General features: G+C 58.1%; 21 protein-coding genes and 1 pseudogene. 4 read left to right on the top strand and 18 right to left on the bottom strand.

From position 1 onward, the window contains the following. Positions 1-326 precede the first annotated feature (326 nt). The 10 genes from HX783_RS00790 to HX783_RS00745 all read right to left on the bottom strand — a co-directional run bounded on the left by HX783_RS00790 (position 327) and on the right by HX783_RS00745 (position 9,898). Positions 327-1,493 carry a cystathionine gamma-synthase gene (locus tag HX783_RS00790; protein WP_177015587.1) on the bottom strand — a complete coding sequence of 389 codons (1,167 nt, stop codon included), beginning with the start codon at positions 1,491-1,493 and terminating at the stop codon, positions 327-329. Beyond that, the gene (locus HX783_RS00785) at positions 1,490-2,866 is read right to left on the bottom strand and encodes a cystathionine beta-synthase (protein WP_177015586.1); all 1,377 of its coding nucleotides are present in this window, start codon (positions 2,864-2,866) and stop codon (positions 1,490-1,492) included. Before HX783_RS00785 ends, HX783_RS00790 begins: the two co-directional genes overlap by 4 nt. Before the next feature lie 143 nt (positions 2,867-3,009). Then, positions 3,010-3,873, bottom strand: coding sequence for a 4-hydroxy-tetrahydrodipicolinate synthase (gene dapA, locus HX783_RS00780; protein WP_177015585.1), 864 nt, complete (start codon positions 3,871-3,873; stop codon positions 3,010-3,012). Positions 3,874-4,156: 283 nt separating this feature from the next. Continuing rightward, a complete protein-coding gene (locus tag HX783_RS00775) occupies positions 4,157-5,134 on the bottom strand; it encodes an alpha/beta hydrolase (RefSeq protein WP_177015584.1) in 978 nt (325 codons plus the stop codon). A 244-nt stretch (positions 5,135-5,378) separates the two neighbouring features. Beyond that, complete coding sequence (locus HX783_RS00770) at positions 5,379-5,840, bottom strand: hypothetical protein (RefSeq protein ID WP_159956196.1); 462 nt, start codon at positions 5,838-5,840, stop codon at positions 5,379-5,381. Positions 5,841-5,950: 110 nt separating this feature from the next. Next, positions 5,951-6,988, bottom strand: coding sequence for a helix-turn-helix domain-containing protein (locus HX783_RS00765; protein ID WP_371317646.1), 1,038 nt, complete (start codon positions 6,986-6,988; stop codon positions 5,951-5,953). A gap of 15 nt (positions 6,989-7,003) precedes the next feature. Continuing rightward, positions 7,004-7,390 carry an ester cyclase gene (locus HX783_RS00760; RefSeq protein WP_177015582.1) on the bottom strand — a complete coding sequence of 129 codons (387 nt, stop codon included), beginning with the start codon at positions 7,388-7,390 and terminating at the stop codon, positions 7,004-7,006. Positions 7,391-7,441: 51 nt separating this feature from the next. After that, positions 7,442-8,551, bottom strand: a complete 1,110-nt coding sequence (locus HX783_RS00755; protein ID WP_177015581.1) for a tetratricopeptide repeat protein — start codon at positions 8,549-8,551, stop codon at positions 7,442-7,444. 82 nt (positions 8,552-8,633) lie between these two features. Further along, positions 8,634-9,254, bottom strand: a complete 621-nt coding sequence (locus HX783_RS00750) for a LysE family translocator (protein ID WP_177015580.1) — start codon at positions 9,252-9,254, stop codon at positions 8,634-8,636. Between the two features lie 350 nt (positions 9,255-9,604). Then, positions 9,605-9,898 carry a hypothetical protein gene (locus HX783_RS00745; RefSeq protein WP_177015579.1) on the bottom strand — a complete coding sequence of 98 codons (294 nt, stop codon included), beginning with the start codon at positions 9,896-9,898 and terminating at the stop codon, positions 9,605-9,607. 569 nt (positions 9,899-10,467) lie between these two features. On the opposite strand from HX783_RS00745, the gene HX783_RS00740 reads away from it, so the two are divergent. After that, a complete protein-coding gene (locus tag HX783_RS00740; RefSeq protein ID WP_218175094.1) occupies positions 10,468-13,440 on the top strand; it encodes a KAP family NTPase in 2,973 nt (990 codons plus the stop codon). A gap of 138 nt (positions 13,441-13,578) precedes the next feature. On the opposite strand, the gene HX783_RS00735 is transcribed toward HX783_RS00740, so the two are convergent. Beyond that, the gene (locus HX783_RS00735) at positions 13,579-15,267 is read right to left on the bottom strand and encodes a hypothetical protein (protein ID WP_177015578.1); all 1,689 of its coding nucleotides are present in this window, start codon (positions 15,265-15,267) and stop codon (positions 13,579-13,581) included. Positions 15,268-15,781: 514 nt separating this feature from the next. Then, positions 15,782-16,054 (bottom strand): annotated as a pseudogene (locus HX783_RS00730) (hypothetical protein); the annotation flags it as partial. A gap of 100 nt (positions 16,055-16,154) precedes the next feature. Here HX783_RS00730 and HX783_RS00725 point away from each other — a divergent pair. Continuing rightward, positions 16,155-16,634 carry a DUF2867 domain-containing protein gene (locus tag HX783_RS00725; RefSeq protein WP_177015576.1) on the top strand — a complete coding sequence of 160 codons (480 nt, stop codon included), beginning with the start codon at positions 16,155-16,157 and terminating at the stop codon, positions 16,632-16,634. A 26-nt stretch (positions 16,635-16,660) separates the two neighbouring features. Here the strand turns inward: HX783_RS00725 and HX783_RS00720 are convergent, their stop codons facing one another. The 5 genes from HX783_RS00720 to HX783_RS00700 all read right to left on the bottom strand — a co-directional run bounded on the left by HX783_RS00720 (position 16,661) and on the right by HX783_RS00700 (position 22,428). Then, the gene (locus HX783_RS00720; protein WP_177015575.1) at positions 16,661-16,999 is read right to left on the bottom strand and encodes a hypothetical protein; all 339 of its coding nucleotides are present in this window, start codon (positions 16,997-16,999) and stop codon (positions 16,661-16,663) included. Positions 17,000-17,070: 71 nt separating this feature from the next. Then, on the bottom strand, positions 17,071-18,564 hold the full coding sequence (locus tag HX783_RS30125) for a methyl-accepting chemotaxis protein (protein ID WP_177015574.1): 1,494 nt from the start codon (positions 18,562-18,564) through the stop codon (positions 17,071-17,073). 184 nt (positions 18,565-18,748) lie between these two features. Then, positions 18,749-20,908 (bottom strand): TonB-dependent siderophore receptor, encoded by a 2,160-nt coding sequence (locus tag HX783_RS00710; RefSeq protein WP_177015573.1) that lies wholly within the window; start codon positions 20,906-20,908, stop codon positions 18,749-18,751. Positions 20,909-21,121: 213 nt separating this feature from the next. After that, complete coding sequence (locus tag HX783_RS00705) at positions 21,122-21,769, bottom strand: CPBP family intramembrane glutamic endopeptidase (RefSeq protein ID WP_177015572.1); 648 nt, start codon at positions 21,767-21,769, stop codon at positions 21,122-21,124. A gap of 152 nt (positions 21,770-21,921) precedes the next feature. Beyond that, on the bottom strand, positions 21,922-22,428 hold the full coding sequence (locus HX783_RS00700; RefSeq protein WP_177015571.1) for an Lrp/AsnC family transcriptional regulator: 507 nt from the start codon (positions 22,426-22,428) through the stop codon (positions 21,922-21,924). 121 nt (positions 22,429-22,549) lie between these two features. Between HX783_RS00700 and HX783_RS00695 the strand changes: the two genes are divergently transcribed. Both HX783_RS00695 and HX783_RS00690 read left to right on the top strand, forming a co-directional pair. After that, complete coding sequence (locus HX783_RS00695) at positions 22,550-23,584, top strand: histone deacetylase family protein (protein WP_177015570.1); 1,035 nt, start codon at positions 22,550-22,552, stop codon at positions 23,582-23,584. Positions 23,585-23,652: 68 nt separating this feature from the next. Then, complete coding sequence (locus HX783_RS00690) at positions 23,653-25,059, top strand: amino acid permease (RefSeq protein ID WP_159956210.1); 1,407 nt, start codon at positions 23,653-23,655, stop codon at positions 25,057-25,059. Positions 25,060-25,077: 18 nt separating this feature from the next. Here HX783_RS00690 and HX783_RS00685 read toward each other — a convergent pair whose 3' ends face one another. Continuing rightward, positions 25,078-26,109: an alpha/beta fold hydrolase gene (locus HX783_RS00685; protein WP_177015569.1), complete on the bottom strand. Its 1,032-nt coding sequence runs from the start codon at positions 26,107-26,109 to the stop codon at positions 25,078-25,080. Positions 26,110-26,131: the final 22 nt, after the last annotated feature.

The following is a 26,131-nucleotide window of genomic DNA, read 5'->3' as shown; positions in this document are numbered from 1 at the left end:
CGATCAGCTGCACTCGGCGCGCGCCAACATCACCTCAGCCTGACATCGATCGTTCCCACGCTCTGCGTGGGAATGTATCCCGTGACGCTCTGCGTCAGCCTTTCCAGGCGGGACGCGGAGCGTCCCAGGCGGCGTTCCCACGCGGAGCGTGGGAACGATCAGCTGCACTCGGCGCGTGCCAACATCACCTCAGCCTGACATCGATCGTTCCCACGCTCTGCGTGGGAATGTATCCCGTGACGCTCTGCGTCAGCCTTTCCAGGCGGGACGCGGAGCGTCCCAGGCGGCATTCCCACGCGGAGCGTGGGAACGATCAGCTGTCAGGGTTAGATCAGCGCCAACGCCCGTGCCAGGTCGGCGCGCAGGTCTTCCACATCCTCAACCCCCACCGACAACCGCACCAACCCATCACCAATGCCCAGCTGCGCCCGCGTTGCCGCTGGAATACTGGCATGGGTCATGATCGCCGGGTGTTCGATCAGGCTTTCCACGCCGCCCAGGCTTTCGGCCAGGGCGAAGATCTTGACGTTTTCCAGGAAGCGCGTGGCGCCGGCCAGATCACTGTTGAGGTCGACCGAAATCATCCCGCCGAACCCACGCATCTGTTTGCGCGCCAGCTCATGCTGCGGGTGCGACGGCAGGCCTGGGTAGTAAACCCGCGACACTTGCGGTTGCTGTTCCAGCCAGGTGGCCAGGTCGAGGGCGTTGCTGCAATGGCGCTCCATGCGCAGCGCCAGGGTTTTCACGCCGCGCAGGGTCAGGAACGCATCGAACGGGCCGGCAATCGCGCCCACGGAGTTTTGCAGGAAACCCAGGCGCTCGGCCAGCTCAGGGTTATGGCCGACGATGGCGATGCCGCCGATCACGTCGGAGTGGCCATTGAGGTATTTGGTGGTGGAGTGCACCACGATGTCGAAACCCAGCTCCAGCGGGCGCTGGATCCACGGGCTGGCGAAGGTGTTGTCGGCCACGCAGATGATGCCGCGAGTACGACAGATGCGCGCGATGGCGCTCAGGTCCGTCAGGCTCAGCAGCGGGTTGCTTGGGGTTTCGACCCAGACCATGCGCGTGTCGTCTTGCAACGACGCTTCAAACGCCGACAGATCGCTCAGGTCGACAAAGCTGAAACGGTGCCCGGCGCTGCGTTGGCGCACCTTGTCGAACAGGCGGAAGGTGCCGCCGTACAGGTCATTGCCGGAGACGATGTGCGCGCCGGCGTCGAGCAGTTCCAGCACGGTGGAAATCGCCGCCAGCCCCGAGGCAAAGGCAAACGCCTGGCTGCCGCCTTCAAGGTCGGCGACGCAACGCTCCAGGGCGAAACGCGTGGGGTTGTGAGAACGACCATAATCAAAGCCCTTGTGCACGCCGGGGCTGTCTTGCAAATAGGTGGAGTTGGCATAGATCGGCGGCATCAGCGCTCCCGTGGTCGGGTCGGGTGATTGCCCGGCGTGGATCACGCGGGTGGCAAAGGCGCTTTTATCAGGCTGACTCATGCAAGGGTTCTCCGAAGGTGATTAAGCAGGTCGACGCGGGTGATCAGGCCGTGGAAGCCTGAGGCGTCGGCGATGATGGCGACGAGGCCGCGATCCAGTTCCGCCTGCAGTTCTGCCAGGCTGGCACTCGGGGCCAGGGTTTGCAAGGTGTCGGACATGGCACTGGCGACGGTCATGGAAAAGTCTGCGGCGTCGTGATGCAGGCCCAGCAAAATGTCGGATTCATCGATCACACCGACCAGTTGCTGGCCGTCCACCAGCACCGGCAGTTGCGAGACGTCGGCCAGGCGCATGCGCTGGAAGGCGGTGAGCAGGGTGTCGTCTGGGCCGACGCTGATCACGCGGCCATCCTCGAAGCGGCGCGAGATCAAGTCACGCAGGTCGCCGTAGTGTTTGTATTGCAGCAGGCCCGCGTCGTTCATCCACTGGTCGTTGTAGACCTTGGACAGGTAGCGCGTGCCGGTGTCGCAGACGAAGGTGACCACACGTTTCGGTACGGTTTGCTCGCGGCAATAGCGCAGGGCGGCAGCGAGCAGGGTACCGGTGGACGAGCCGCCGAGAATGCCCTCGGCCTTGAGCAACTGGCGGGCGTGGTCGAAGCTTTCTTCATCGCTGATGGAGTAGGCGTGGCGCACGCTGGAGAGGTCGGCGATCGAGGGGATGAAGTCTTCGCCAATGCCTTCCACAGCCCATGAGCCTGGGGTTTGCATCTTGCCGCTGCGGCTGTATTCAGCCATCACCGAGCCCACCGGGTCAGCCAGCACCATGGCCAGCTCCGGTTGTACGCGTTTGAAGAAGCGGGTCAGGCCGGTGAGGGTGCCCGCCGAGCCGACGCCCACCACAATCGCGTCCACATCGTGCTGGGTTTGCGCCCAGATTTCCGGGGCGGTGCTGGTTTCGTGAGCCAGCGGGTTGGCCGGGTTGTTGAACTGGTCGGCGAAAAACGAATCGGGAATTTCCTTGGCCAGGCGCGCGGCCACGTCCTGGTAATACTCGGGGTGGCCCTTGCCGACGTCGGAGCGGGTGATATGCACCTCGGCGCCCATGGCCTTCAAGTGCAGCACCTTTTCGGTGGACATCTTGTCGGGCACGACCAGCACCACGCGATAGCCTTTTGCCCGGCCGACCAGCGCGAGGCCCAGGCCGGTGTTACCGGCGGTGGCTTCGATGATGGTGCCGCCAGGGCGCAGGCGGCCGTCGCGTTCGGCGGCGTCGATCATCGCCAGGCCGATGCGGTCCTTGATCGAACCGCCGGGGTTTTGCGATTCCAGCTTGAGGAGCAGCGTGCACAGGCCGGTATCAAAACGGCTGACCTTGACCAGCGGCGTATTGCCGATCAGTTCGAGTACGGCGGGGCGGGAAAGCGTGGGCATGTCGTCACCTGGTACGAGAGAGCGTAGAGAGGGGGACTGCTGAAAATCCAAAGCATGGCTTGGAACATAGGCCGGGATCGCGCCGGTCGCAACCGGGCGGTCCGTTGGATGTCTTTTTTTGGCGCATGCGCGGGTTTTGACGCTTAAACGCCGCCCATTAAAACCTGCTGCAACCGCTCTACCACGGCAGTGCTGGCCACTTGCATCGGCGCGCGCAACTCACTGCCGATCAAGCCTTCCAGGGCCAGCGCAGCCTTCACCGGCGCGGGGTTAGGCTCCATAAACATCGTGTTGATCAGCGGTATCAACTTGAAAAAAATTGATCGGGCTTCAGTCAACTGGTTATCCCGCACGAGCTGGCACAGCGCCACAAAGTCCTCGGTGTGTACATGCGCCGAGGCCGCAATCGCGCCACTGGCGCCCAGGCACAGCGCGTTGAAGATCTGCAGGTCCTCGCCACACAGCACATCAACATCGCCACTGGCGAGCAGCGCCAAGGTGGTCGCCAGGTTGCCGCCGCAGTCTTTGATCGCGACGATGCGCGGGTGCTTGACGATGTTCAGCAGCGTGGCATGTTCAAAGGTCACGCCGGTGCGGTAGGGGATGTCATACAGAATAATCGGCACGCTGGACGCATCGGCCACCGTGCGGAAGAACGCTTCAAGGCCGGCCTGGGAAGGGCAGATATAGCTCGGTGCCGGCACCAGCAAACCGGCCAGCGGGCGTTTGAGGATTTCGCGTTGGAACTGCAGCAGTTCTATCTGGTTGTAGCCTGCCAGGCCCATCACCACGCGGTGCGCGGGCACCAGTTGCAATACCGCATCCAGCACCGCCAACTGTTCCTGACGGCTGAGCGAGGCGGCTTCGCCGGTGGTGGTGCACACCATGATCCCGGCCACGTGCTTTTCCAGCAGGTGGCTGACCAAGCGGCGCAGGCCGATAAAGTCGATGGAGCCGTCATGAAACGGCGTGACCACGGGAACCCAGATACCTTGAAACGATGACATGCACTTTCTCCTGATGGTTGACCGCTGAAGTCACCGTCAGAAGGGCAGAGGGATTGTGCAAAGGGAGGGAGGTCCGTCGCGCTCAATGTCCTGTCAGCTCATCTGACGGGACAGCGCGCCCCGGTCACATGAGCGACTGTTTCTTCGATTTGAGGGCGTGCGCCACGCAACCTTGCGCCTTGGCAATCAAGCCAATAACGCAACGGTTAACGAAAGACGATGCAGACATGCGCAGACACACCCTGAATAAGGCCTCCATCTTCAGCGGATGTGACGGAATGTGTCAACCCCGCTTCAGTTGCTCGCGCACAAATGCCGCGACCTCGGCGGCCAGCTCCGCATCTTCCGGTGCGCCCATGAAACCGCCATGGGGCATGGCTTCGAACACGTGCAGCTGCGCACTGACCCGCGCCTGGCGCAAGGCGCGGTGCAGGCGCACGGTGTTGGACAGGAACAGGTCGCGGGTGCCGCTTTGCAGAAAGGTCGGCGGAAAACCCCGGGTGAAATCGCCGAACAGCGGCGACAGGTACGGGTGGGCCAAGTCCGCGCCGTTGGCATACAGCAGGTTGACGTTCATCAGCGGGTTGGGCAGCACCACGTCGACGGTGCGGTTGACCTGGAAGCTGTCGCCGGACTCGGTGAGATCGACTTCCGGCGACAGCAGCACCAGCGCGGCCGGTAACGGCAGACCTTCGTCACGCGCACGCAACACCATGGCCGCCGCGAGGTTGCCGCCCGCCGAACGGCCACCGATCACGACCTGTTCCGGCGCGTGATGCTTGAGCACGTGACGGTAGGTGGCGAGGCAGTCATCCAGCGCTGCCGGGTAGGGATGCTCGGGCGGCATGCGGTAGTCCACGCCGTAGCAGATTACGTCGTGCAGGTCGGCGTGCTTGCCGGCCGCGAGGCGGCAGTTTTCGCCGCCACCGAACACCAGCGCGCCGCCGTGCAGGTCGATGTAGGCGAAGGGTGTAGCCGTTGCGGGTGTGGCGACGTGCACGGTGGCGTTTTCGACATTGAGGGTGTGCAGGCTGGCGCGCAGGGCCGCCGCTTGCCCGGCATTGGCGCTGGCGTAGTTCTGGGCGACGGCCGCCTGCAGATGGCGCCAGCCGTCATGGTCCTCGGGCGTGGGCATGGCGTGCAACGCGTTGAGGGGCACGCCGTCGGCGCCGACCAGGCGTTGCAGAGCTGCCTGGGCTTGGGGGCTGATCGATTGCGGCACGGGGATCGTGCGGGGTTCAAGTTTGACGCCGTGGTTCATGGGCTTGCTGCTCGCATTCGACGACTTTGGGTGGGCAGGATGCCAGAACACGGGCCGGTGTGGGAGCAGGTTTGTTGTGGTCTGCAGGGCTGTTGTGGCGAGCGGGCTTGCCCCGCGTTGGGCTGCGCAGCAGCCCCAGAACCTGCCAATGAGATCTGTCAGCAGTACCGAGGCGGCTGAATTGGGAGCGCTTCGCACTCCAACGCGGGGCAAGCCCGCTCGCCACTGCAAACCCGCTCGCCGATTACAGAATGCTGTAGTCCCTGACCACGCCGTTGTTGAGGTGGATGTTCAGGCGGCGGCTTTGTTGCTGCGGTGCAATGTTGTCGATGGCGGTGCGCCGGGTGTCGAGGGCGTTGTCGTAGGTATTGCCGGGGATACGGTTGGACACCAGCCCCAGCAAGTGGCGCATGGACGCATTCTGGGTGGTGGAGGGCGCGTAGTTCCAGGTTTCGGTGCCGTCGGAGGAAATCGACTGGTCCTGCGGCTCGCCATACAGGGCTTTAAGCTGTTGGGCGGTGGTCTTGCCGGAAATGATATGCGTGCGGACATACGTGGTGTCGAACAGCGAAATATCCGGCCCGGCCTTGCCCTGAATGCCCGGCAATGACAGGTTGTTCAAGCTGTTGAGGCCGTTGACGCCATTGGCGCAACCGGTCAGCAGGAGGGCGGTGGCAAGCGTTGCGATAACGGTACGACGGGCCATGATTTTCTCCGTTTAGTCAGGGCTTTAAAACGTCGGCCAATCATAAAACGGTGAAAAAAACGCGGAAAAAAACTTCCTGTCTCCGCGTCTCAATGACTTGTCTGGGTGTCTCAACCCGGCTTCATCTGCCCCAGGATGTTGCGTAACGAGAACCCGGTGTGCCGGCTCTCGCGCCCCGGCGCCTGGGCAGCAGTGTGCAACTCGCGCGCCTCGCGCGGTGAATAACCGAAGGCTTGCTTGAAGGTGCGACTGAAGTGCGCATCACTCTTGAACCCGAACTGAAACGCCAACCCCGACACCCGCTGCCGTGCGCCGGATTCACTCTGGATAATCATCCGCGCGCGGTTCAACCGGCGTTGCTGGATATACGCCGCCACGCCGGATTCGTGGCTGAACAGACGGTAGAGTTGCGCCCGCGAAATGCCCAAGTGTTTGCACAGGAAACCCGGTGACAACTCGGGGCTGCGCAGGTGCTGTTCGATCACGCGCCGGGCGCGGTTGAACAGGGTGTGGTCGATGGCCTGCTCGGCGCTTTGCAGGTTGGCCACCGACGGCGCCAGGGCCGCCGAGACCATGGCCAGCGTCGCCTGTTGGGCGTGGGGGATTTCATCGGGCGTGAGGCGCGGCAGGCGCTGTTGCAGCGCGCGCATATGGTCGGCGAGCAGTTCGCTCAAGCCACCTTGCAACACCTGGCCATGCACGTCTTTGTAATTGAGGCTGGGCGCCAGCAAGTCACGGGGGATGGTGAGGATTACCGTATCGCCGGCTGTGATCAGGCAATCCAGCTCACGGGCCAGGTCCAGGATGTAGATTTGCGAGTTACTCGCCGCCAGCGTGGTGCGGCCAGCCGTGCCATTGATCGTGTGGGACAGGCCAAGGCAGAGGTAGTAGTGGTCGAGGCTGTCACGGCGAATCATCTGCGTGGAGCGCTTGACCCGATACGGCACCGGCGCGCCGTCACCGTCCCAGGCACCGCAGCCCATCAATAACGAACCGAGATAACCGGTGGCCAGGCGGTAATTGAACGCCGAGGATTCCGGTTCGCTGATGTTGATGTCGAAGATTGCATTCACTTCTTCACGCCACACCTCAAAGCGCTGGCGGGGCGGGTAAGGCTGGGTGGTGAAGGTGAAAAGCGGGTTCTCCACAAGCGGCTCCATCCGTTAAAGCTGTTGTTCGATCGCCGCCTTATCGATCACGGACCAGACGTGCGCGATTTTCCCATCGACGAATTCGTAGAATACGTTCTCATCGAAGGTCACCGTCTTGCCGTTGATCGGCAAGCCGAAAAATTCACCTTTGGGCGTGACGTGGAAATTCAAACGGCTGGCGACCGTGGGCGGGTCGGCGACCAGCAACTGGATGCGAAACACCAGGTCGGGGATCTCGCAAAAGTCCCGCTCCAGCATCGCGCGGTAACCGGCAAGGCCCACGGTGGTTGCGTTGTAGGTCACCTGCGGGTGCACGAAAGCGCCGAGGTGTTCCCAGTCCTGGCGGTTGAGGCAGTCGATGTAGCCGCGGTAAGCGTCAGCCAGTTCATCACGCGTCATAAAACGGTCTCCTTGGTTCGGGCGCAGACCGCGCCGATCTTCTGGAACGGTTTATTGATCGGCGGTTATATCACCCACGAGCAGCTCAAGTCCCTCTGGGACTGAATAGATCTTTTCCAGCACGTCGACTACACGCAACTCTTCGGGCAAAAGCTCTTTTTCCTTGTGCTCAAGCTGGCTGCGCATTTCGTCTTCGTTTAAGGGCAGTTTTTGTTTCAGCGCCACACGCAGGAGGCCGCAGGCTTTTAACTTGTCACGTTCAAAACCTTCGCCGGTATCCATGTGCACCGCCAGGGTTACGGTTGCGAAGGCGTGCCCCTGTGCTGCTGCCTTGAGCAACCATCGGTTCGCCAGTGGATAGTCGACCGGAACTTGGCCGCTGCTGCTGTAGAGATAGCCGAGAATATACTGTGCATTGGGGCGATCTTGTTCGGCCGCACGGGTGTACCACTGCACGGCGGCGGGTACATCTTTGGGCGTGCCGGTGCCGTTCAACGTCGCGGCGCCCATCCTTTCGTAGGCCTTGGCGTTGCCAGCGTTGGCGGCCTGGGCGGCGAGCTTGACCGAGTGCTCAACATCGACCGGCGTGCCTTTACCCTGAAAATATAGGCTCGACAGCAGAAGCAACGACTCGCTGTCACCTTGAGCACTGCCCGCGCTCGCCCATTTGAACGCCTGCTGAGCATTCGCCTCAACCCCATCGCCTCTGTCATAGAGCCGCGCAATGTCGCCTTGCGCTTTGGGATGACCTTGCTCGGCAGCCTTGAGAAACCAGCTCGCGGCTTGAGCAAAATTCGTCGGTTGGTCCGCGCCTGCAAGATAGGCAACGCCCAGAAAATACTGGGCATCCGCATCGCCGTGCTCGGCCGAGCGGGTGATCCACGCCAACCCCTTTTGGTGATCGACCGCGACACCGCGCCCGTAATAGGTGAAGAAGCCAGTTTTGAACTCGGCGAAAGGTTCGCCTTTTTCCGCTGCACGCAAATACCACTGCGCGGCCTTCACCGGGTCTTTATCGACGCCCACGCCTTCGTCGTAGAGCGCGCCGATCAGCAGCGGAATACTCTGAGGGCTGCGCCATACGGTGGAGGCGAACGTGAATAAAAAATAGCTGAGACAGCCTAGCAATAGAGCAACTAAGGGCAGTGCGTACCGGCGCAAGATCGAATCCATTCGTGGAGTGAAAGTAGCCAGTGTATAGAGGCTGGCGCGCAATGGCATAACGGGCCAATGCGCATTTCCCTCATGCCCTACGCGCCATCAACAACACCGTCGCTGCCGCCGACAACAGCCCCGCGCAGCAGCGATTGAATATCCGCTTGCCCCTCGGCTCGGCAAACCAGCGGCGCATGTGCAGGCCCATATAGGCGTAGGCGCTGATGGCGACCCATTCCAGCACCAGGAACATCGCGCCCAACAGTGCAAATTGGGGCGTTATTGGTTGGCCGGGTACTACGAATTGCGGCAGGAATGCGGTGAAAATCAGGATGGCTTTCGGGTTGCCCGCTGCCACCAGAAACTCCTGACGCGCCAACGCCCACAATCCCACTTTCGATTCGGCTGATTCAGCCTCTGCTTGCGGGTTGGCCCGCCACAATTGAAACGCCAGATAAAACAGATACGCCGCGCCCAGAATCTTGATCCCGTAAAACAGCAACTCCGAGGTTTGCAGCACCACCGCCAGCCCTGCGGAGGCGAGGGCGATCATGCCGGCGAAGGCCAGCAAGCGGCCGATGCCCGCCAGGCATGAAGTGCGGTAGCCGTAGCGTGTGGAGTTGCTCACAGACAACAGGTTGTTCGGGCCAGGCGCCATGTTCAGTGCGAAGCAGGCGGGGAGGAAGAGGGCGAGCGTGGCGAGGTCCATGGCGGCTCCGGTGTGGGCTGGGCGGGGAGCGTTGAGGATAAGGGCAGTTGAGGCGGTTGGACAATCTGCGCGTTGCGGCTAACGACAAAAGCGGACGGCCCCATGCCAACAAAGCGCGATGAAGGGCGCAGGAACACGGGCATAAGAACCTCTTTGTTATTGTTTGGACGGGGTCTTCTGCATATCAGCAGCGCTGATAGGTTGGGGTGAGCATGCCGTGTGGGGTTTTTTATGGCGCGCGGGATCGGGCCGGATTACGCGCGGGATTGGGACATGGGGCGTTCGGGGGATAACAGGCGGTGGACAATTCGCGCGTTGGCGTCGCAATGACGCCAACGCGCGTGGAGCGTTTAGCTGACAGACGTTTCTTCGGTCTCTGCGGCTTGCATGCGCAAGCGTCGACCGATGACGTCCATCAAGTCACAACCGTCGCGCAAGGGGATCGCGACTAACTGCGCGAAGTCGGAGAGTATGACGGCGTCGGTTTCCATTTCGCTGCGGAAGGCAATGTTTTCCAGCACTTGAGTGACGGTGCGGATGCGGTAATCGGCCATTGCGTGTAGCACGTCGAGGGGTGCTTCAGAGTCGATCAGGAGGGAGGCGGGGACTAGGTCGATTCCGGTGAGCGGGGTGTATCTTTCCATGTTTGAAACTCCGATAAGTGCTGCAATTAACCGCCACTCACACGTCGCCAAACGATAGGGTGGCAGCTGTACGCAGGTTGGCGAACCGGTATCGGAGAGCCCGGCAGACCCGAAGGTCTCCCGCGCACAGCCGCCATTGAGGCAGCTTTGCGAGCGTGCAACAGCATCTGCAAAAAAGCGCAGTGCTTTTGCATCCGATAGTCAGGTCGCCAAACCTGATCGCCATGTGGGCGACGGGGCGGACTATAAGCGGCATTGGGTTTGGGGGGCAACCTTGAGGTTGTAAGTGGCGCCGGTAGGGTGGGGGGGCACGCCTTCAAATCTGGTGAGTGGATTTAAAACACTGTCGTCGTTCGATAGTTGAGTGCAGCTTTCGGCCAAAAGCGGCCGTTTTAGACTAGGAAAATAAATCTGTCCCTTTGCAGATCATTTAACTCGGTAAATGAGATAGTTTTGAGACTCATCGTGCACGGCTGATGATTGGTCGTTCGACCCGCTCACGGCTTTATACGAGTCGATGAGTTCCTGGCCGCCTGAGAAAAGCGGCGCGCAATTCAAGGAGGAAGGCGATGACCGCCAACAATTCGACGATGAAAATGCCCGAGCTTTTGGTGTTCGTCAGAGTGTTCATTATTGGGCTCATAGGCGCAGAAGTTTTCCGAGCTGCCCACTACATTGGTTTGAGCTTCGCTTCCTCAATTTCGGATGTCCCGGACTGCGCCAAAATCGGCGGAATTATCTTTTGCATTTTGCTTTGCACCATCTACGCCAAAGAGCGTGGGGCTTTTTCATCGGTCAAAAAGCTAGCCCGAAGCCTAAGAATCGATTTGCTTGCTGCCATTGGAATAGGCGTTTGGGCTAACGAATTGATGTCGCCCTCACTGAACCAACTTCACGACCTCTTGAAAAAGTCGGACCCTCAGCTAGCTCCTGCGTTATTGGCCATGTTTTGCGTAGTATTCTTATCCCCCATTGCTCAGAAACATTGGCCTAGAAAAAAGCCAGACGCCCCGCAGTTACGGTTTCTAACTGACGATGAGATTAAAGCTGAGAAGGACGATTTGTATGCAAACGGAAAACAAGCCAAATTTTTTGCAGATACTGTCCTTACCAGCGACGCGCATCCGGGACTTGTTTTTGGACTCGACGGCCCTTGGGGCGTAGGGAAAACAAGCTTCATCAATCTTGCAGAAATCCACTGGAGTGAGGCGAAAGACAAGGTCATTGTCTGCAGATTTGAGCCCCTGCGATATGCATCGGAGCCTGATTTGGCAGATCGTTTGATTCGAGACTTGTCGGCCACTATTCAAGAAAGGGTTTACGCCCCAGAGTTTCGTCCGGCAGTATCCCGGTACTCTCGCCTGGTCAAGGGAAAGGCCGACATTTCGTTTCTGGGCTTCAAACTCTCTCTGGAACCATCACAAGAGACGGTGGAGGAGCTACTCGATGATATTGACGAGGTACTAAAACGCATTAACCGCCGAATCATAATCGTGGTTGACGATCTTGATCGCTTAGATCCTAAGACTACGAATAACGTCTTGTTCGCAACCCGGCGTACTTTCAGGCTTTCACAGGCGACTTACGTACTTTGTTATGACACTGAGGTTCTTGTCGAAAGCAAGGAAGATGGCGCAAGGGCACGGGAATTTCTCGAGAAATTTGTGACCGTCAAGATGAACCTCTTTGTGGACAGTTCGAGCATCCGAGACTTCCTGCGCAGCGACTGGCAGAACGTTGAAAAGCACCCAATTTCTGTTCCTGCCGACACGATGATCAAGCTCAATACTGTGCTCAGCGAGTTGGCGGAAATTCTTGATAGTGATTTGGCGGCTAACTACCTATCTCTCGTTGGCGATCTTCGTAAGATCAAAAGATTCATCAACGCCATGCTCCTTATGCAGATCGAAAAAAGTGATTTAGGCCGGACGGACTTCAATCCGCGTGATCTCATCAATCTCATTCTCCTGCATCTGAATTACCCAGGCTTGTTCAGGCGTATTTATGCCGAAGAGTCGGAGGGGCGAATTGGCACATTTTCGGTTCGCCAAGATCCCGAGAAGAAGGGTAACTTTTTGAATGCAGACGGTTTTATCTCAATGATGGGTGACCATCAGGGCGCTGCGCTCTTTCTTTTGAAGCAGCTTTTTGACGCAGATACTTTGAAGCTTAATGGGCGAACTGGGGTGATAGACGTCCTCAGGGCCACACGAGCGTGCTTCAATCAAGGCAACTTTAGAAATTTAGAGGGGTATTTAAAACTCATAGTGCGCTTTGCAACGCCCATGCTCCAGACGACATTCGTCTTGTACCAACAGGCGGTGCGGCAAGCGAAACAAGGAACACCAATCGAAAAAATACTGAGATCGACTGACTTCTTGCTGGAGCGAAGCGATTACGCTCATGATAAATTTTGGCAGGCCTTAATCAATCAATCCCATGATCTCGATGTAACGGTGGCGGAAGACTCGATTAATACTCTGATGGAATACCTTCCGCGATACACACTCATCGACTTCGGCGATATGGGGCTGCGAAAGCGGTCAATTTACTCGCTATTGTGGCTTTTGAATTACGTCAATTGGGGTACAACCCCTACCCAGCGACGAATGAACACTGATGAAAAAAAGAAGGAGATCGCATGGCGGATTTTTGGTGAGGAAGAGCACGCCGGAAAAGGTTTGCTTCAACGACTCACAGACGACCGTGGTGTCCTAGGCTGGTATGACTTAATGCTGTTACGACTTCAGTGTTCTGCAGATCGCCAGGGGCAATTGTACAATATACATTCGTCTTTGATCGTTGATCAGGATCCGAACGCGGAGACGACCGGGTACGTAAATCGCCTCGCGTTATTGGGAATGAGGAAGCTATCACAGCAAGTATTCGCGTTATTCAAGAAGGCGTACATTGAACAGCAGAAAAATTTTCTGTCTGAGACCGACGAGACTCCTGATCGCGACTTTCTGGGTATTGCGCCTCTCTTGCCCCAAGACCAGAAAGCAAATGAAAATTTGCAAAAGCCCGAAGATAGCCTGATCAAGCAACTTATCGCTGGTGAGCGAGCAACCGTGAAATCTTTTGTGATCTATCAACTCAGCAATTCAAACCGCCCCACAGGATCCGGGGTAGGTTGCGGTTTCTATGATGAACAAGGCTCTGGCGAAGGCCATGGCATCGCAAATCAAATGAACGACTACATATTTGAGGTTTGTTTTAATCTCAAAATTGACCCAGAGAATGTCCATCATTTTCTTCAGCATTGCCTAACTCATCTGAGCAATCCTTTTTTCACTGGCACCTTCAATGAGCAGGATGATTACTTTCCGTTTAAAGGCGAGATTTCGGGCGGCTTGGACTCAAAACGAATGGGGCAGTATTGGCGCACGAATCAGCATCTCATTCGGGAGCTAAAGCTGGAATTCGATGATCGATGCGTAACCACCTCTCAGTACATTGCCTCTTATCGCGAGTACCTACCTGGCGTTTTTGCTGTACTTGATGAGTTAGCGGCCGACGCAACTGAATCGCCCACAGTTTAGTCGGCGATTGAAATATCTTCTATTGGCCGTTTTCGCCTCTCGTCAAGGGCAGCGATCGGCCAAAAGCAGCCGCTAACTAGCGACTGTCTTTTCCCCCAATCTGTGCAACTTCCGAAAACGGTGGCGATTTCTGGAAAATCAATACCCTTTCAGAGTTTTGACAACCCAGTCTTTTAGTTTGAAAGTGTAGTGACTGAGAGTTAATAAGCCCGCCACAACAATTATTGAAGCGCCTATACCATATAGTTTTGCGAGATCTCCGTTTTCGGGAGCCACATCAAAGTATTTAGCGATTGGCTGCATCAGCTCAGGGGATAGCGTGGCAGAAGCAATGATTCCGAATATTATTGTGATTCGGCGCGTGTAAGACTCTGATTTAATCTTATCGTCTAGATCGAGGGCTTTGCGAACAGTTTCAATTTTTTTGTGAAGCAGCTTGTAGATCGTAGTTAGATGGTCGCCTTTCTGTACTTCCTCGATATATTTTGCGATTTCTCCATATTTATGCGCAGACAGGAGGCTCTCCTCAAATTCCAATATGTCGAGTTCGAGGCGGGCAACGTCTATCGCTGTCTTGCATTTGTTTAGTCCTAGAGAAGCGTAGGAATAGTATGTTTGTATGAAGTGTGAAGCTTCATTCAGCACTTGGATATCTGAGGTTAAGTTACTGAAGGTGTAAGTGTCGTGTTGCTCGACAAAAGCCTCTACCTGCGAGGACGCTAGCATCAATGATACAGGCTCAGAGTAAAAGTTGTTGTAGTCGTCAAAGTTTCTCATGTCCTTATGATTTAAGTCGGCGTGAGTTATCTTGTCCGATAGAAACGTTCGAGTCATAACGCTGTTGACTAGCCGTTTGTGGGTAGACCAGTTTTCGGATGAACTCCATTTTTGATCGGTGTGGGAGCTGATGTAAAGTATTGGCTTGCCACGCCAGTGTTGGCCTATGGAGTCGTCTTTGTACTGGCTACCATACCATCTGATGCGGGTTTGAACGGAACCTACTGCAATGGTGCGCGCGACCACCGATAACAAATTTCGCGCTATATCCGTTAAAGTAAGTTGATCGGTATGTAAAAGTTCGTAGACAGTTAGACGCTCGTCTACGAATTCTATTTCTCCCGGAGTGTTCAGCGCTGCACCCATGATGGTTTCAAATGCTTCTCGCTGAACAACTCTCTCCTTCCGACGCATCTGGGCCATCTGACATTCGGTGCAAGCTAAATGCAATTCTCTTTCACACAATACTGATGTAAGGTTTCGTTGCGATTTATTTACTTCGCTGTGCACTACTCTTTGAGTCGTAGACTCCTCAAAGCCAGCAATGGTTTGCAACGAAATACTGATTATGCCGCCCGTGTAAACTCTGATGTAAGGAATGATTAGCTCATGATCTTCGTCATCTTCGCATTTGATTGCAATTGGGCGCATGAAAATTCTAGCGCTTTCTGTGGGAAAGCCATACGCAGAGTTGAACAAACGTTTATCAGATAAGAGTAAATTGAGAGCTAAAGATAAAGCATAGATATTGGAGTCTCCGGAGTTCGCCTTGAGAAAATCGTTATGTCCAGATACAGTCATACCTTGCTCGGTAATAGTTGACTCAATGCTTAATTGTTGTGATCGGAGCCTGCTGTCTTCTGTGAAGTAGATTTTTCCCCTACTGGTTAATGCGAAACTAAAGGCATCAGATTCAGCAAGGATTTCGCACATTACTTCGAGATTCACGTTTCCAGTAATCTTCGAAGAATACAAGAAAGTCGCAGTGCCAGAGTATGTATTGTCTTCGTAGGTGCTTTCGAGACTTGATTCCGTATCGGATAATTTCATCAACTTGACTTCCTTGTAGCTAATGCACTATGCCGTGCCAATGATATGAATCATCGCACGGAACCTACCTCTCAGCTACGGTTTCTGGTTCACAATGCTTATGCACCAATCATCTAGAGTTAAACTTGTGATCCTCCTGTGAAATAGACACGTTTTGTATAAACCGAAACTCAGCCGTTGACTTTGCCCTTCACGTTGCAAGCGAAGCTTTCGAGCAATCCTTTCGATCCACGATCGTGACTGCCTGCACCTCACCTCTAGGGCAAGAACAAAAGCTTGATTTACGTCGATGGTTTATTTGGTGGCGGTGAACCCGCACCGTTGAGGTGTACTCACTGCTGGATTGGTGACATTCCATAGGCACTCAATGCCAGCTTCTGCCCGATTTCTGACGTTTATTGCGGACTGCACTTGGCCGTTTTCTGTCGGTCGCCACCGGCCGCTTCTGGCCGATTGCTGCCCGCCACCCCAGCCAAAAATCTACCATCAATCCCGACACGGATCCTTTCGCGCATTACCCACCAACAGCAATCAACTTACGCATCTGATCCATGCACACCTGCATATCCCCACGCCACAAAAGCGTCGTAAACACCTTCAGCGTAATGGCCGACACGGCGTTTTTTGCATAAAAAGTATAGGTCCATCGAACAGGGGTTTCGCCAGCACGAGGCTCGTCAAAACACCATTGACCGGTAGCATGGGTGGCCAAACACCCGACGGTGAAAGTGAATTCGCTGACCCGATAGGCAAAATAATTTGTTCGATCAAACTCGGTCACTTGCTCGCGAGCCGTTGGTGCCGGTGGCGCAGAGCCGTAAAACTGCGCTAAAAGAAGGGCAAGCCGTTTAAATTATTCGCAAGGCATCTGGCCAAGGAGAGAACATTTGGCGACCACCCCGATTGCTCACACCCTGCGCGCACCGTCTGAACTGGATTACTACGACTGCCGCTCAACCCTGCTGCCATCTGAAGTCACCGCGCTTGAAGCCTGGAACATCATGACTGCCGAACCGGGGCCGTTGTTGCAGTTGGCGTTCCGCATTCGGGACGCGATTTCTGCATTGTTTGGCGTAAAGCGCATCGGCGGGTTTTCTGGTACCCGCCGAGACAGCGTGCAAGTGGGCGAGCACCTGGACTTCTTTCTGGTAGAACACAGCGCCCCCGACATGCTGGTGCTGACCGAGCGCGACCGGCACCTGGATGTGATGATTTGCCTGTCGATCAGCGAGCGTGTGTTTACCATCACTTCATCGGTGGTCACCCATAACGCGTTTGGCCGCGCCTACATGGTGCCGGTCGGCCAGGTGCACAAGTTGATCGTCAACAGTGATTTGAAGCGGCTGAAACGCACACTTGAAGGGTAGGGCGGTGGCTCAGCTGCCTGTGGGCTCTAGTGCCTTGTCAGCCATTGGGGCATGAACGATTTGGTTAACTGGCTTAGCGTGGAAACGCTGAAACCTGCCACGCTTGCATAACCATATAGTTTGTACTTGGAGAGCTCGTGGGCGAGATAGGCGTCCATCAAGAAAAATATCAATATCATTGCGGTGATTGCGCCAAAAGCCATGCGTCCCAAGAAAAAATATAGGCGCTGAATCACAATAGCCTTACTTTGGTCGGGAACACTCGAAGGCAATTTTTCGAAGCCGGAAAAAAGCATGAGCAAATAGGAAGATACCGCCCCCAGCACTCCGGAGGCGATTGCATATAGGTAGATCTCTTGGGTCATGGTTTTTCCTTTTCAGTGTGGAGGGAGAATGTTCAGTTCGAGTCGGCGAAATAGGTAAGGCCAGGTAAAGCCTACTGATGAAACCGCCTCCCCAACGCATCCAACCGCACCGCAATCGGCGGTAGCCGCTCACTGCTGCGCGCCAGTGTCTCCACATCATCGGCAGTGCTTTGCGCAATGCTCTGCACCGACTGCAACCGCCCGACGATCTCCAGGTTCGCCGTGGATTGCTCACGGGTGGTCGTTACGATCCGCCCGTTCAGTTCGTCGATGTGCGCAATGTCGGCGCCCACCGCTTGCAGCATTTCCACTGCCACTTGGCTGTCTTGCACGCAACGCTCTACGCCTTGCTGGCTGTCGTGCATGGCCTCGACGGCTTGACGGCTGCCGTGTTGCAAGCCTTCGATGATCTGTTTGATTTCCTGGGTGGACACGGCGGTGCGCTGCGCCAGGCTGCGCACTTCGTCGGCGACCACGGCAAAGCCTCGGCCTTGTTCGCCGGCGCGGGCGGCTTCGATGGCGGCGTTGAGGGCGAGCAGGTTGGTCTGGTTGGCGATGCTGCTGATCACTTCGAGTACCGAGCCGATCTGCTCGGCCTGCACCGCCAGGCCTTGCACGGTCTCGTTGGTGCCGTTGATACGTGAGGCCAATTGGCTGATTTCGTGCTGGGCGCGGCCGACGCTTTCCTGGCCGCGCACGATTTGTTTGCTGGCCTGGCCTGCGTGTTCGACGGCCTGTTCGACGTGCACGGTGATGTGGCCCATGGCGTCTTCCATGCGCTGCATCGAGCCGGTCATTTGGGTGATTTCGGCCAGCTGATGGCGTGCGCCTTTTTCCAGGGTGCCGCTGGCGCTGGCCAGTTCCTGGCCGAGTTGGCCGAGGCCGTGGGAGTCGCGCGCGACGCCGTCGATAAGGTGGGTGATTTGCTGCAGGAAGTGGTCGAAACGCTTGGCCAGTGACACATGCACCTTGCCTTCACCCTGGGCGGTTTCGACGGTGAGTTGGGTGGTTACGGCGAGCATTTTCTCAAGCATTTCCTGGCTTTCGACCGCTTCGCGCTGGCTGTGAATGGCGAGGTAGAGCAGGGCGACGGTCTCCATGACCACATAGAAGGCGTGGACGAACACCATGCTCCAGCCGCCATGGTGTTCCATCACGAACACCGGAAAGCCTTGATGCTGCAATGCATGAAAGACCACGTGGTGCACGGCGATCGTTGCCGCCGCCACCAGGATCGGCAGCCAGTCGCGGTAGAAAGTCAGCACGGCCAGCAGCGCGAAAATACCGAAGTGCGATTCGATCACACCTTGCGCCTGGTTGATGTGCAGGGCGGCCATCACCATCAAGCCGGCGCCCAACAAGCAGCGCATCAGGCGGGTGCCGCCGATGGCGCGATAGACTGCTGTCAGCACCACGCTGGTGCCGCCGCCGACGATCACGGCCTGCAGCAGTGTGTCGTGCCAGAACGCCAGGCCTATGGAGAACAGGAACATCAGCCACACCAACGCCAGCATGATGCGGTCGGCCTTGCGGTAGTGCTCGAAAAAACGCGTGCGGGTTGGCATTCACTCTTACTCCATGTGGTCGAGCCGGAAACAGCTAAGCATGCGGCGTGCCACACGGGACGCCGGTGGAGTGAAGCAGGTGTTCGATTGCTTTCAGATTCAGGGATGCCATGGTGTTATCGGCATCCCTGAGCGGGACTTTAAGAGCGGCTATCCAAATGGATAGCCGAAGGGGCGGGGCAGGTCAGAAGCTGTACTTGGCGGTGAGCATCATGTTGCGTGGGTTGCCGTAGGCATCACCGCCGTAGCTCACGTCGTTGGCGATGGTTGAGTAGTAGCGGCGGTCGAAGATGTTGTTGGCGTTGAGCTGCAGGTCCAGGTGCTGGCTGACCTCGTAGCCGGCCATCAGGTCGGTAACCGCGTAGCTGCCCTGTTGCAGGCGGTAGGTGCTGCCGTCAGCCACTTTGAGGTCGTTGTACAGGCGGCTCTGCCAGGAGACGTTGCCACCAACGCGCAGTTTTTCCAGTGGGCCTTGGAAGTTGTAGCGGGTGGTGAGCTTGAACAGGTGCTCGGGCGTGTCGGTGTCGAACTGCTTGTTGACCAGCTGCGGGTTGGCGTCATCCTTGATGGTGTGGGTGCGCGCGTAAGTGTAGCCACCGCCGACCTGCCAGTTCGGGGTCAGCGCGCCTTGCAGTTCGAGGTCGATGCCCTGGCTGCGGATCTCGCCGGAGGCTTCACTGCACGCGGCCTGCGGGCAGTTCGGCACCACCACTGGCACGGCGCGGTTTTCCTGGTCGACGCGGAACAGCGCCACACTCGCGTTCAGCGCGCCGCCGAGGTATTCGCCCTTGATGCCCACCTCGTAGTTTTTGCCGACAATCGGCTTGAGCGGGTTGCCGGACGTGTCCTTGTCCCTTTGCGGTGTAAAGATATCGCTGTAGCTGAGGTACACCGAGTGATGGTCGTCCAGCTCGTAGATCAAGCCGGCGTAGCGGGTGAGGTTACGGGTGACATGAAAGTCGCCGTCGCCATCGCGGTTGTCGTAGTCGTACCAGTCCAGGCGCCCGCCGAGGATCAGCTTCAACGGGTCGGCCAGGCTCAGGCGCGTGGTCACGTAGACGCCTTCCTGGGTGGTGACTTCGCGCTGGTTGTTGGTGTGGACGAAATCCGGTTTGCCTGCCGTCAGCGGCCAGTTCATGTCGTACGGGCTGTAGTTGTGGGTGGTCATGTCGTAGATGCGCTTGCTGGCGCCCACCACCAGTTCGTGGGTACGCCCGAACGCCTGGAACGGGCCGCTGGCGAACGCGTCGATGCCGGCCTGATTTTCATCGTAGGCGGCCTGGTAAACGGTGCGCGCCGGTGTGTTGTTGACCCAGCGCGACTGGTAGGAACCGGAGAACAGCGCGTCCTGTGCGGCGTAGTTGGCGTTGACCTGTAGGCTCCAGTCGTTGGCCAGGCGCTGGCGCAGTTCGGCGAATACGGTGTTGATCTCCTGGTCCTTGTTCTCCCAGCGAGTGCCGGGGTTGTAGGAGCGCGGCAGGTCGAGGTGATGGCCATCCTGGCCGACCATCGAAGAGCCCCAGAAGTAATTGGTCTTGTCCTTCTGGTTGGAAAAGCCGAGGGTCAGGGTGGTGTCTTCGCTCAGGTCGGCTTCGGTGACGGCGTAGAACAGGCCGTGGTCTTCCTCGACCTTGTCGATGAAGCTGTTGGCGTCACGGTAAGAGGTGACGACCCGGCCGCGCCACGTGCCACTGTCGTTGAGTGGGCTGGAGGCATCCAGCTCGCCACGGTAGTCGTCCCAACTGCCGGCGGCGCCGGTGAGGGTGACTTTCTGCTCGTCCAGTGGCCGCTTGCGGATCAGGTTGATGGCGGCCGACGGGTTGCCCGCGCCGGTGACCAAGCCGGTGGCGCCGCGCACGATCTCGACGCGGTCGAACATTGCCAGGTTTGGCTGGGCGCCTACGTCAACGCCGTTGTAGCCGGTCGGGATGCCGTCATACATCAGGTTGTCGATGTCGAAACCGCGCGCCTTGTAGGACTGCCGGCCAGGGCCGTTGGAGTAGTTGAGGAACAATCCGGGCGTGGCCCTGACCACGTCGTTGATGCTGGTCATCGCCTGGTCGTCCATGCGCTGGCGGGTGATGACCGTGACGGCCTGCGGGGTTTCACGCAAGGTCAGCGGCAGCTTGGTGGCGGTGGCCATTGAGCCGGTGGTGTAGGACTGGCTGCCTTCGGTAGTGGCGCCGAGTTGTTGTTCGGTGTTGATTTGCGTCGCGCCCAGTTCCACCACGGCTGACGGTTGTTCCGCATCGGCGGCGAAGGCCGCTTGTGAGCTGGCGATACAAACCGCCATCGCGATCAAATTAGGTGTAAAACGCTTGCCGATTGGTTGTTGCACAGACATGGAACAGACTCTCCCCGAAGCGCCGTCCCTGGCGAATAATAATGATGTTAAGAATTATTCGCATCAGTTTGTCAGATTGAGGCTGTCGGAAAAAGCCTTGGGGGAGAATTAGTTAACGAATTTTTCACATTTCGGCGGGGGCGTTTTACCGCTTCATAGCGGGGAGTGGGCGTGAACACCCCGTGTTACGCCCGCTCCGAAGAATGCCTGGGATCAGCCGTAAAGCCCGGCCCACGTCCAGGTCCAGTCGAAGCTCGACCCGACCACTTCCGCCAGCATGTGCAGCAAGATAGGCACCAGCAAGCCGCCGCTGGCAATCCTCGCCCAGGCAAACAGGCAACCCACCACGAAGATCATCACCAACGTGTTCCAGCTGCCGTATTGGGTATGCACGCTGGCGAACAGCGCGGACGTGACAATCACCGCCGTCCACTTCCAGGCCACACTACGTTCGTAGGGAAACAGGCGCAGCAGGTAGTGCCGCATCATCAGTTCTTCGGCGATCGGTGGCAGGATAATCAGCGACGCCAATTTGATCAGGGTTTGCCACTGGGTCAGGCCGCTGTACAGCTCAGCCATGAACGCTTCACGCGGTAACCCCAGTGCGGTGACCAGCAACCCGAACAGGGCATACGCGGCGATCAGGGCAATTACGCCCAGGCGCAAAGTCTTACGGATGTGGTGGCCGTAAAACCTAGCGGCCAGGTTATGCCGGTGTTGCACCACGAACAGACCGCACAACAGCAACCCGATGGCGCCATGGCTGATCACGAACATCAAGTAGCTTTGCATCGCCGGTGGCACCAGCAACAGGCCGGGAACGGGCGCCAGCAGCATAATCAACGCCGCGAGGACGAACATCCCGAGGCGTCTGAAGAAGCGGAATTTCGAAGGCGAGGCGGGTGGTAGGGTGGATTCCGAGGGGGCAAAGACGTGCGTCACAGTCGCTCCATGAGTGTGGGTAAAAAGGCATTTTGCCACTAAACAAGGTGATTAACGTCCAAAGCCCTCAGTTATTTACGCTGACCGCTTTCCTGCCCAGGAATCGCCACCCGACTCGTCGCCTTCACCTCACGCAGCGCCAGGCTCGATTGGATCGACGCAATCCCCAACTGACGGCGCAACACGCTCTCGACAAACTCACTGTAACTGTCCAGGTCTGCCGCCAGCACCTGCAGCAGGTAGTCCGCATCGCCGGTGATTTTGTGACAGGCCAGCACTTCGGGCAGTTGCTTGACCACCGCCTCGAACGCGTCCGGCGCGTGGTCGGTGTGGATGGCAAAGCGCACATGCACGAAGGCCATGATGTCCAGCCCAAGCAGTTTGCGATCCAGGTTGGCCTGGTAGTCCTTGATCACGCCTTCTTCTTCCAGGCGTTTACGTCGACGCCAGCACGGCGTCAGGCTCAGGGACAGGCGCTCGCTCAGTTGGGCGTTGGAAATACTTGCGTCTTCCTGCAGCAACGCGAGGATGGCGAGATCAGTGTCGTCAAGCGCGACCTGTTTGGTTTTATTTTTCATAATGTGCTGCCGCAAGGGTAAATATTCCCGATAAACCTAACAGTGCGCGAACTAAAAGCAAAGAAAGCCCAGCCTCGCCCGAACAAAATAGAGCCTGTCTTTTACTCGGGGAGGTTGAGAAATGCTGACTGTTTTTAGTGATGCCCACCGTTTACACCATGGCACCGAATTGAAAGACGGTGTGCTTAAGCCCTCATTCGAACAACCCAGCCGCGCCGACACCGTACGTGACCGCGTCCGGCAGGTCGGGCTTGGCGATATCATCGTGCCGCGCACTTTCGACCGCGCGTGTTACGTCAATGCCCACAGCGAACGCTACGTGTCCTTCCTCGAAACCGCCTGGGCGCAATGGACCGCGATTGGCCGCAGCCATGACGCACTGCCGCTGGTGTGGCCGGTGCGCGACCTGGCCAACCAACAGGTGCCGGATTTCATCGACGGCAAGCTGGGTTTCTTCGCCATGGACGCCGGCTCGCCGATCACCCGCACCACCTGGGACGCGGTCACGACCAGCGCCGACATCGCGCTCACCGGCCTGGCCCTGATCGACGAAGGCCATCACAGCGCCTTTGCCCTGTGCCGGCCACCTGGGCACCATGCCGCCCGCGAATACATGGGCGGTTATTGCTACCTCAACAACGCCGCGATTGCCGCGCAACAGGCGATCACCCAAGGCGCCCGGCGCGTGGCGGTGCTGGACGTGGATTTCCACCATGGCAACGGCACCCAGAATATTTTCTATGACCGCGCCGACGTCATGTTCATCTCCCTGCATGGCGAACCGGCGGTGTCCTACCCGTATTTTTCCGGCTTCAGCAGCGAGCGTGGCGCGGGTGCCGGGGAAGGCTTCAACCTGAATTACCCGTTGCCGAAAAACACCGCCTGGGCCGATTACACCATCGCGCTGCTCGACGCCTGCCGGCAACTGCGCCACTTCGCCCCCGAGGTGCTGGTGATTTCCCTCGGCGTCGACACCTTCAAGGATGACCCCATCAGCCACTTCCTCCTCGACAGCCAGGACTTCATCGGCATGGGCGAAATCATCGCCAGCGTCGGCGTGCCCACGCTGTTTGTGATGGAAGGCGGCTACATGGTCGATGAGATCGGCATCAATGCCGTCAACGTGCTGCACGGTTTCGAAAGCAAGACCGCCTGAACCCAAGAACAAAAAACCGCTGATTCTTTTTTCTGCCAAAACTCAAAAACATAACAAGAGGTTTTGTGATGAAAACAACCACGCCCGGGCTGACAGAAAAGCCTGCGTTGCAACGTACCCTGAGCAACCGCCACATCCAGTTGATGGCCATGGGCGGCGCGATCGGCACCGGTCTGTTCATGGGCTCGGGCAAAATCATCGCGCTATCGGGCACCTCGATCATCCTGATCTACATGATCATCGGGCTCTTCGTGTACTTCGTGATGCGCGCCATGGGCGAGCTGCTGTTATCCAACCTTAACTTCAAGAGCTTCGCCGACTTTGCCGGTGCCTACCTGGGGCCGCGCGCGGCGTTTTTTCTCGGCTGGTCGTACTGGCTGAGCTGGAGCGTGGCGGTGGTGGGCGATGCGGTAGTGGTGGGCGGGTTTTTCCAGTACTGGTTTCCCGGTGTGCCGGCGTGGATGCCGGCCGGGGGCATGTTGCTCACGCTGTTCGCGTTGAACGTGCTCACGGTTAGGCTGTTCGGCGAGGTGGAGTTCTGGTTTGCGATCATCAAGATCATCGCCGTGGTGACGCTGATCAGCGTGAGCCTGGTGCTGATTGCCAGTGCGTTTGTGTCGCCCACCGGCGTCACCGCCTCGTTGAGTCACTTGCTGGATCAACAGGCGGCGTTCCCTAATGGCCTGTTCGGCTTTTTCGCCGGCTTCCAGATGGCGATTTTCTCCTTCGCCGGCACCGAGCTGATCGGCACGGCCGCCGCTGAAACCCGCGCGCCGGAGAAGACTTTGCCCAAGGCGATCAACTCGATCCCGCTGCGCATCATCCTGTTCTACGTGCTGGCCCTGGCGTGCATCATCGCGGTGACGTCGTGGCAGCAAGTGTCGCCGAGCAAAAGCCCGTTTGTGGAGCTGTTCCTGGTGGCGGGCTTTCCCGCGGCGGCGGGCATTGTGAATTTCGTGGTGCTGACGTCGGCGGCTTCATCGGCCAACAGCGGGGTGTTTTCCGCCAGCCGCATGCTCTTCGGTTTGGCCGACCTGGGCGACGCGCCGGGCATTTTTCGGCGGCTGTCCACCCACAGCGTGCCGTTTTTCAGCCTGGCGTTCACCACCCTGTTGATGCTGCTGGGCCTGGTGTTGCTGTTTGTGGTGCCGGAGGTGATGACGGCCTTCACCATCGTGTCGACGGTGTCGGCGATCCTGGTGATTTTTACCTGGTCGACTATCCTCGCGTCCTACATTGCCTACCGCAAAAAACGCCCGGACTTGCACGCTCAATCGATCTACAAAATGCCCGGCGGTGTGCCGATGGCGTGGTTTACCCTGGCGTTTCTCGGCTTTGTGCTGTGCCTGCTCGCCTTGCGACCGGACACGCGATTGGCGCTGTGTGTAATGCCTGCCTGGTTTATCTGGCTGGGGATTGCCTATCAGTTGTCGCACGTGCGTAAACGTTTCACTGCGCAGGCCGCCATGAAGTGAAGAGGGGAGCGAAAAACCTTACAGGTGATCCGCATCGACGATGGCCTGGGCGAACGCTGCCGGCGCTTCCTGCGGCAGGTTGTGGCCAATGCCGCCGCTGATCAGGCGGAACGCATACTTGCCGGTGAAGCGCTTGGCGTAGTCCTCGGGTTGCGGGTGCGGGGCGCCGTTGGCTTCGCCTTCCAGGGTGATGGTCGGCACGCCAATGCTCGGTGACTGAGCGAGCTGTTGTTCCAGCGCGTCGTAGTGGGCTTCGCCCTGCACCAGGCCCAGGCGCCAGCGATAGTTGAAGAGCGTAATGGCGACGTGGTCGGGGTTGTCCAGGCCTTTGGCGCTGCGCTCGAAGGTAGCATCGTCAAAGGCCCACTTCGGCGAGGCGGTCTGCCAGATCAGCTTGGCAAAGTCGTGGGTGTTTTTCTGGTAGCCGGCAGCACCGCGCTCGGTGGCAAAGTAGAACTGATACCACCACTGCAATTCGGCCTTGGGCGGCAGAGGGTTGTGGCCCGCAGCCTGATTGCCGATCAGGTAGCCACTCACCGACACCAGCGCCTTGACCCGCTCGGGCCACAGCGCCGAGACGATATCCGCCGAGCGCGCGCCCCAGTCGTAGCCGCCCAGCACGGCTTGCTTGATCTTCAGCGCGTCCATGAAGTCGATCACGTCCTGCGCCAATGCCGCAGGCTCGCCGTTGCGCAGGGTTTTATCCGACAGAAAACGCGTGTCGCCGTAGCCACGGGCGTAGGGGATCAGCACGCGATAACCCTTGGCCGCCAGCAGCGGGGCGACGTTGGCATAACTGTCGATGTCGTAGGGCCAGCCGTGCAGCAGGATCACCACTTGGCCATTCGCCGGGCCGACTTCGGCATAGGCCACATCGAGCACGCCGGCCTTGATGTGTTTAAGCGCTCCAAACGCGGTTTGGCTATGGCTGACGGGCGTTGGCGGCTCGGGCATCTCGGCGTGGGCCAGGCCCACGGCGCCGAACTGCAACAGTGCAAATGCCAGGAACAGCGGGCGGAGTTTGGAGCGGTGAGTCAACTGAGTGTGCATGGCGAGCCTCCTGCGGCGTGTG

Origin of the sequence: Pseudomonas sp. D2002 (genome assembly GCF_013385735.1) — a bacterium.
Lineage (GTDB): Bacteria > Pseudomonadota > Gammaproteobacteria > Pseudomonadales > Pseudomonadaceae > Aquipseudomonas.
Note: the sequence above shows the minus strand (reverse complement) of the source record. Positions and strands in the feature narration are given on the sequence as shown.

Coding starts and splice junctions, on each gene's coding strand:
- dapA (WP_177015585.1), bottom strand. CDS start 3,873: ATGTCATCGTTTCAAGGTATCTGGGTTCCCGTGGTCACGCCGTTTCAT.
- HX783_RS00760 (WP_177015582.1), bottom strand. CDS start 7,390: ATGACGCGTGATGAACTGGCTGACGCTTACCGCGGCTACATCGACTGC.
- HX783_RS00775 (WP_177015584.1), bottom strand. CDS start 5,134: ATGAACCACGGCGTCAAACTTGAACCCCGCACGATCCCCGTGCCGCAA.
- HX783_RS00685 (WP_177015569.1), bottom strand. CDS start 26,109: ATGCACACTCAGTTGACTCACCGCTCCAAACTCCGCCCGCTGTTCCTG.
- HX783_RS00745 (WP_177015579.1), bottom strand. CDS start 9,898: ATGGAAAGATACACCCCGCTCACCGGAATCGACCTAGTCCCCGCCTCC.
- HX783_RS00790 (WP_177015587.1), bottom strand. CDS start 1,493: ATGAGTCAGCCTGATAAAAGCGCCTTTGCCACCCGCGTGATCCACGCC.
- HX783_RS00720 (WP_177015575.1), bottom strand. CDS start 16,999: ATGACCCAAGAGATCTACCTATATGCAATCGCCTCCGGAGTGCTGGGG.
- HX783_RS00785 (WP_177015586.1), bottom strand. CDS start 2,866: ATGCCCACGCTTTCCCGCCCCGCCGTACTCGAACTGATCGGCAATACG.
- HX783_RS00690 (WP_159956210.1), top strand. CDS start 23,653: ATGAAAACAACCACGCCCGGGCTGACAGAAAAGCCTGCGTTGCAACGT.
- HX783_RS30125 (WP_177015574.1), bottom strand. CDS start 18,564: ATGCCAACCCGCACGCGTTTTTTCGAGCACTACCGCAAGGCCGACCGC.
- HX783_RS00710 (WP_177015573.1), bottom strand. CDS start 20,908: ATGTCTGTGCAACAACCAATCGGCAAGCGTTTTACACCTAATTTGATC.
- HX783_RS00750 (WP_177015580.1), bottom strand. CDS start 9,254: ATGGACCTCGCCACGCTCGCCCTCTTCCTCCCCGCCTGCTTCGCACTG.
- HX783_RS00695 (WP_177015570.1), top strand. CDS start 22,550: ATGCTGACTGTTTTTAGTGATGCCCACCGTTTACACCATGGCACCGAA.
- HX783_RS00740 (WP_218175094.1), top strand. CDS start 10,468: ATGACCGCCAACAATTCGACGATGAAAATGCCCGAGCTTTTGGTGTTC.
- HX783_RS00705 (WP_177015572.1), bottom strand. CDS start 21,769: ATGTTCGTCCTCGCGGCGTTGATTATGCTGCTGGCGCCCGTTCCCGGC.
- HX783_RS00770 (WP_159956196.1), bottom strand. CDS start 5,840: ATGGCCCGTCGTACCGTTATCGCAACGCTTGCCACCGCCCTCCTGCTG.
- HX783_RS00735 (WP_177015578.1), bottom strand. CDS start 15,267: ATGAAATTATCCGATACGGAATCAAGTCTCGAAAGCACCTACGAAGAC.
- HX783_RS00700 (WP_177015571.1), bottom strand. CDS start 22,428: ATGAAAAATAAAACCAAACAGGTCGCGCTTGACGACACTGATCTCGCC.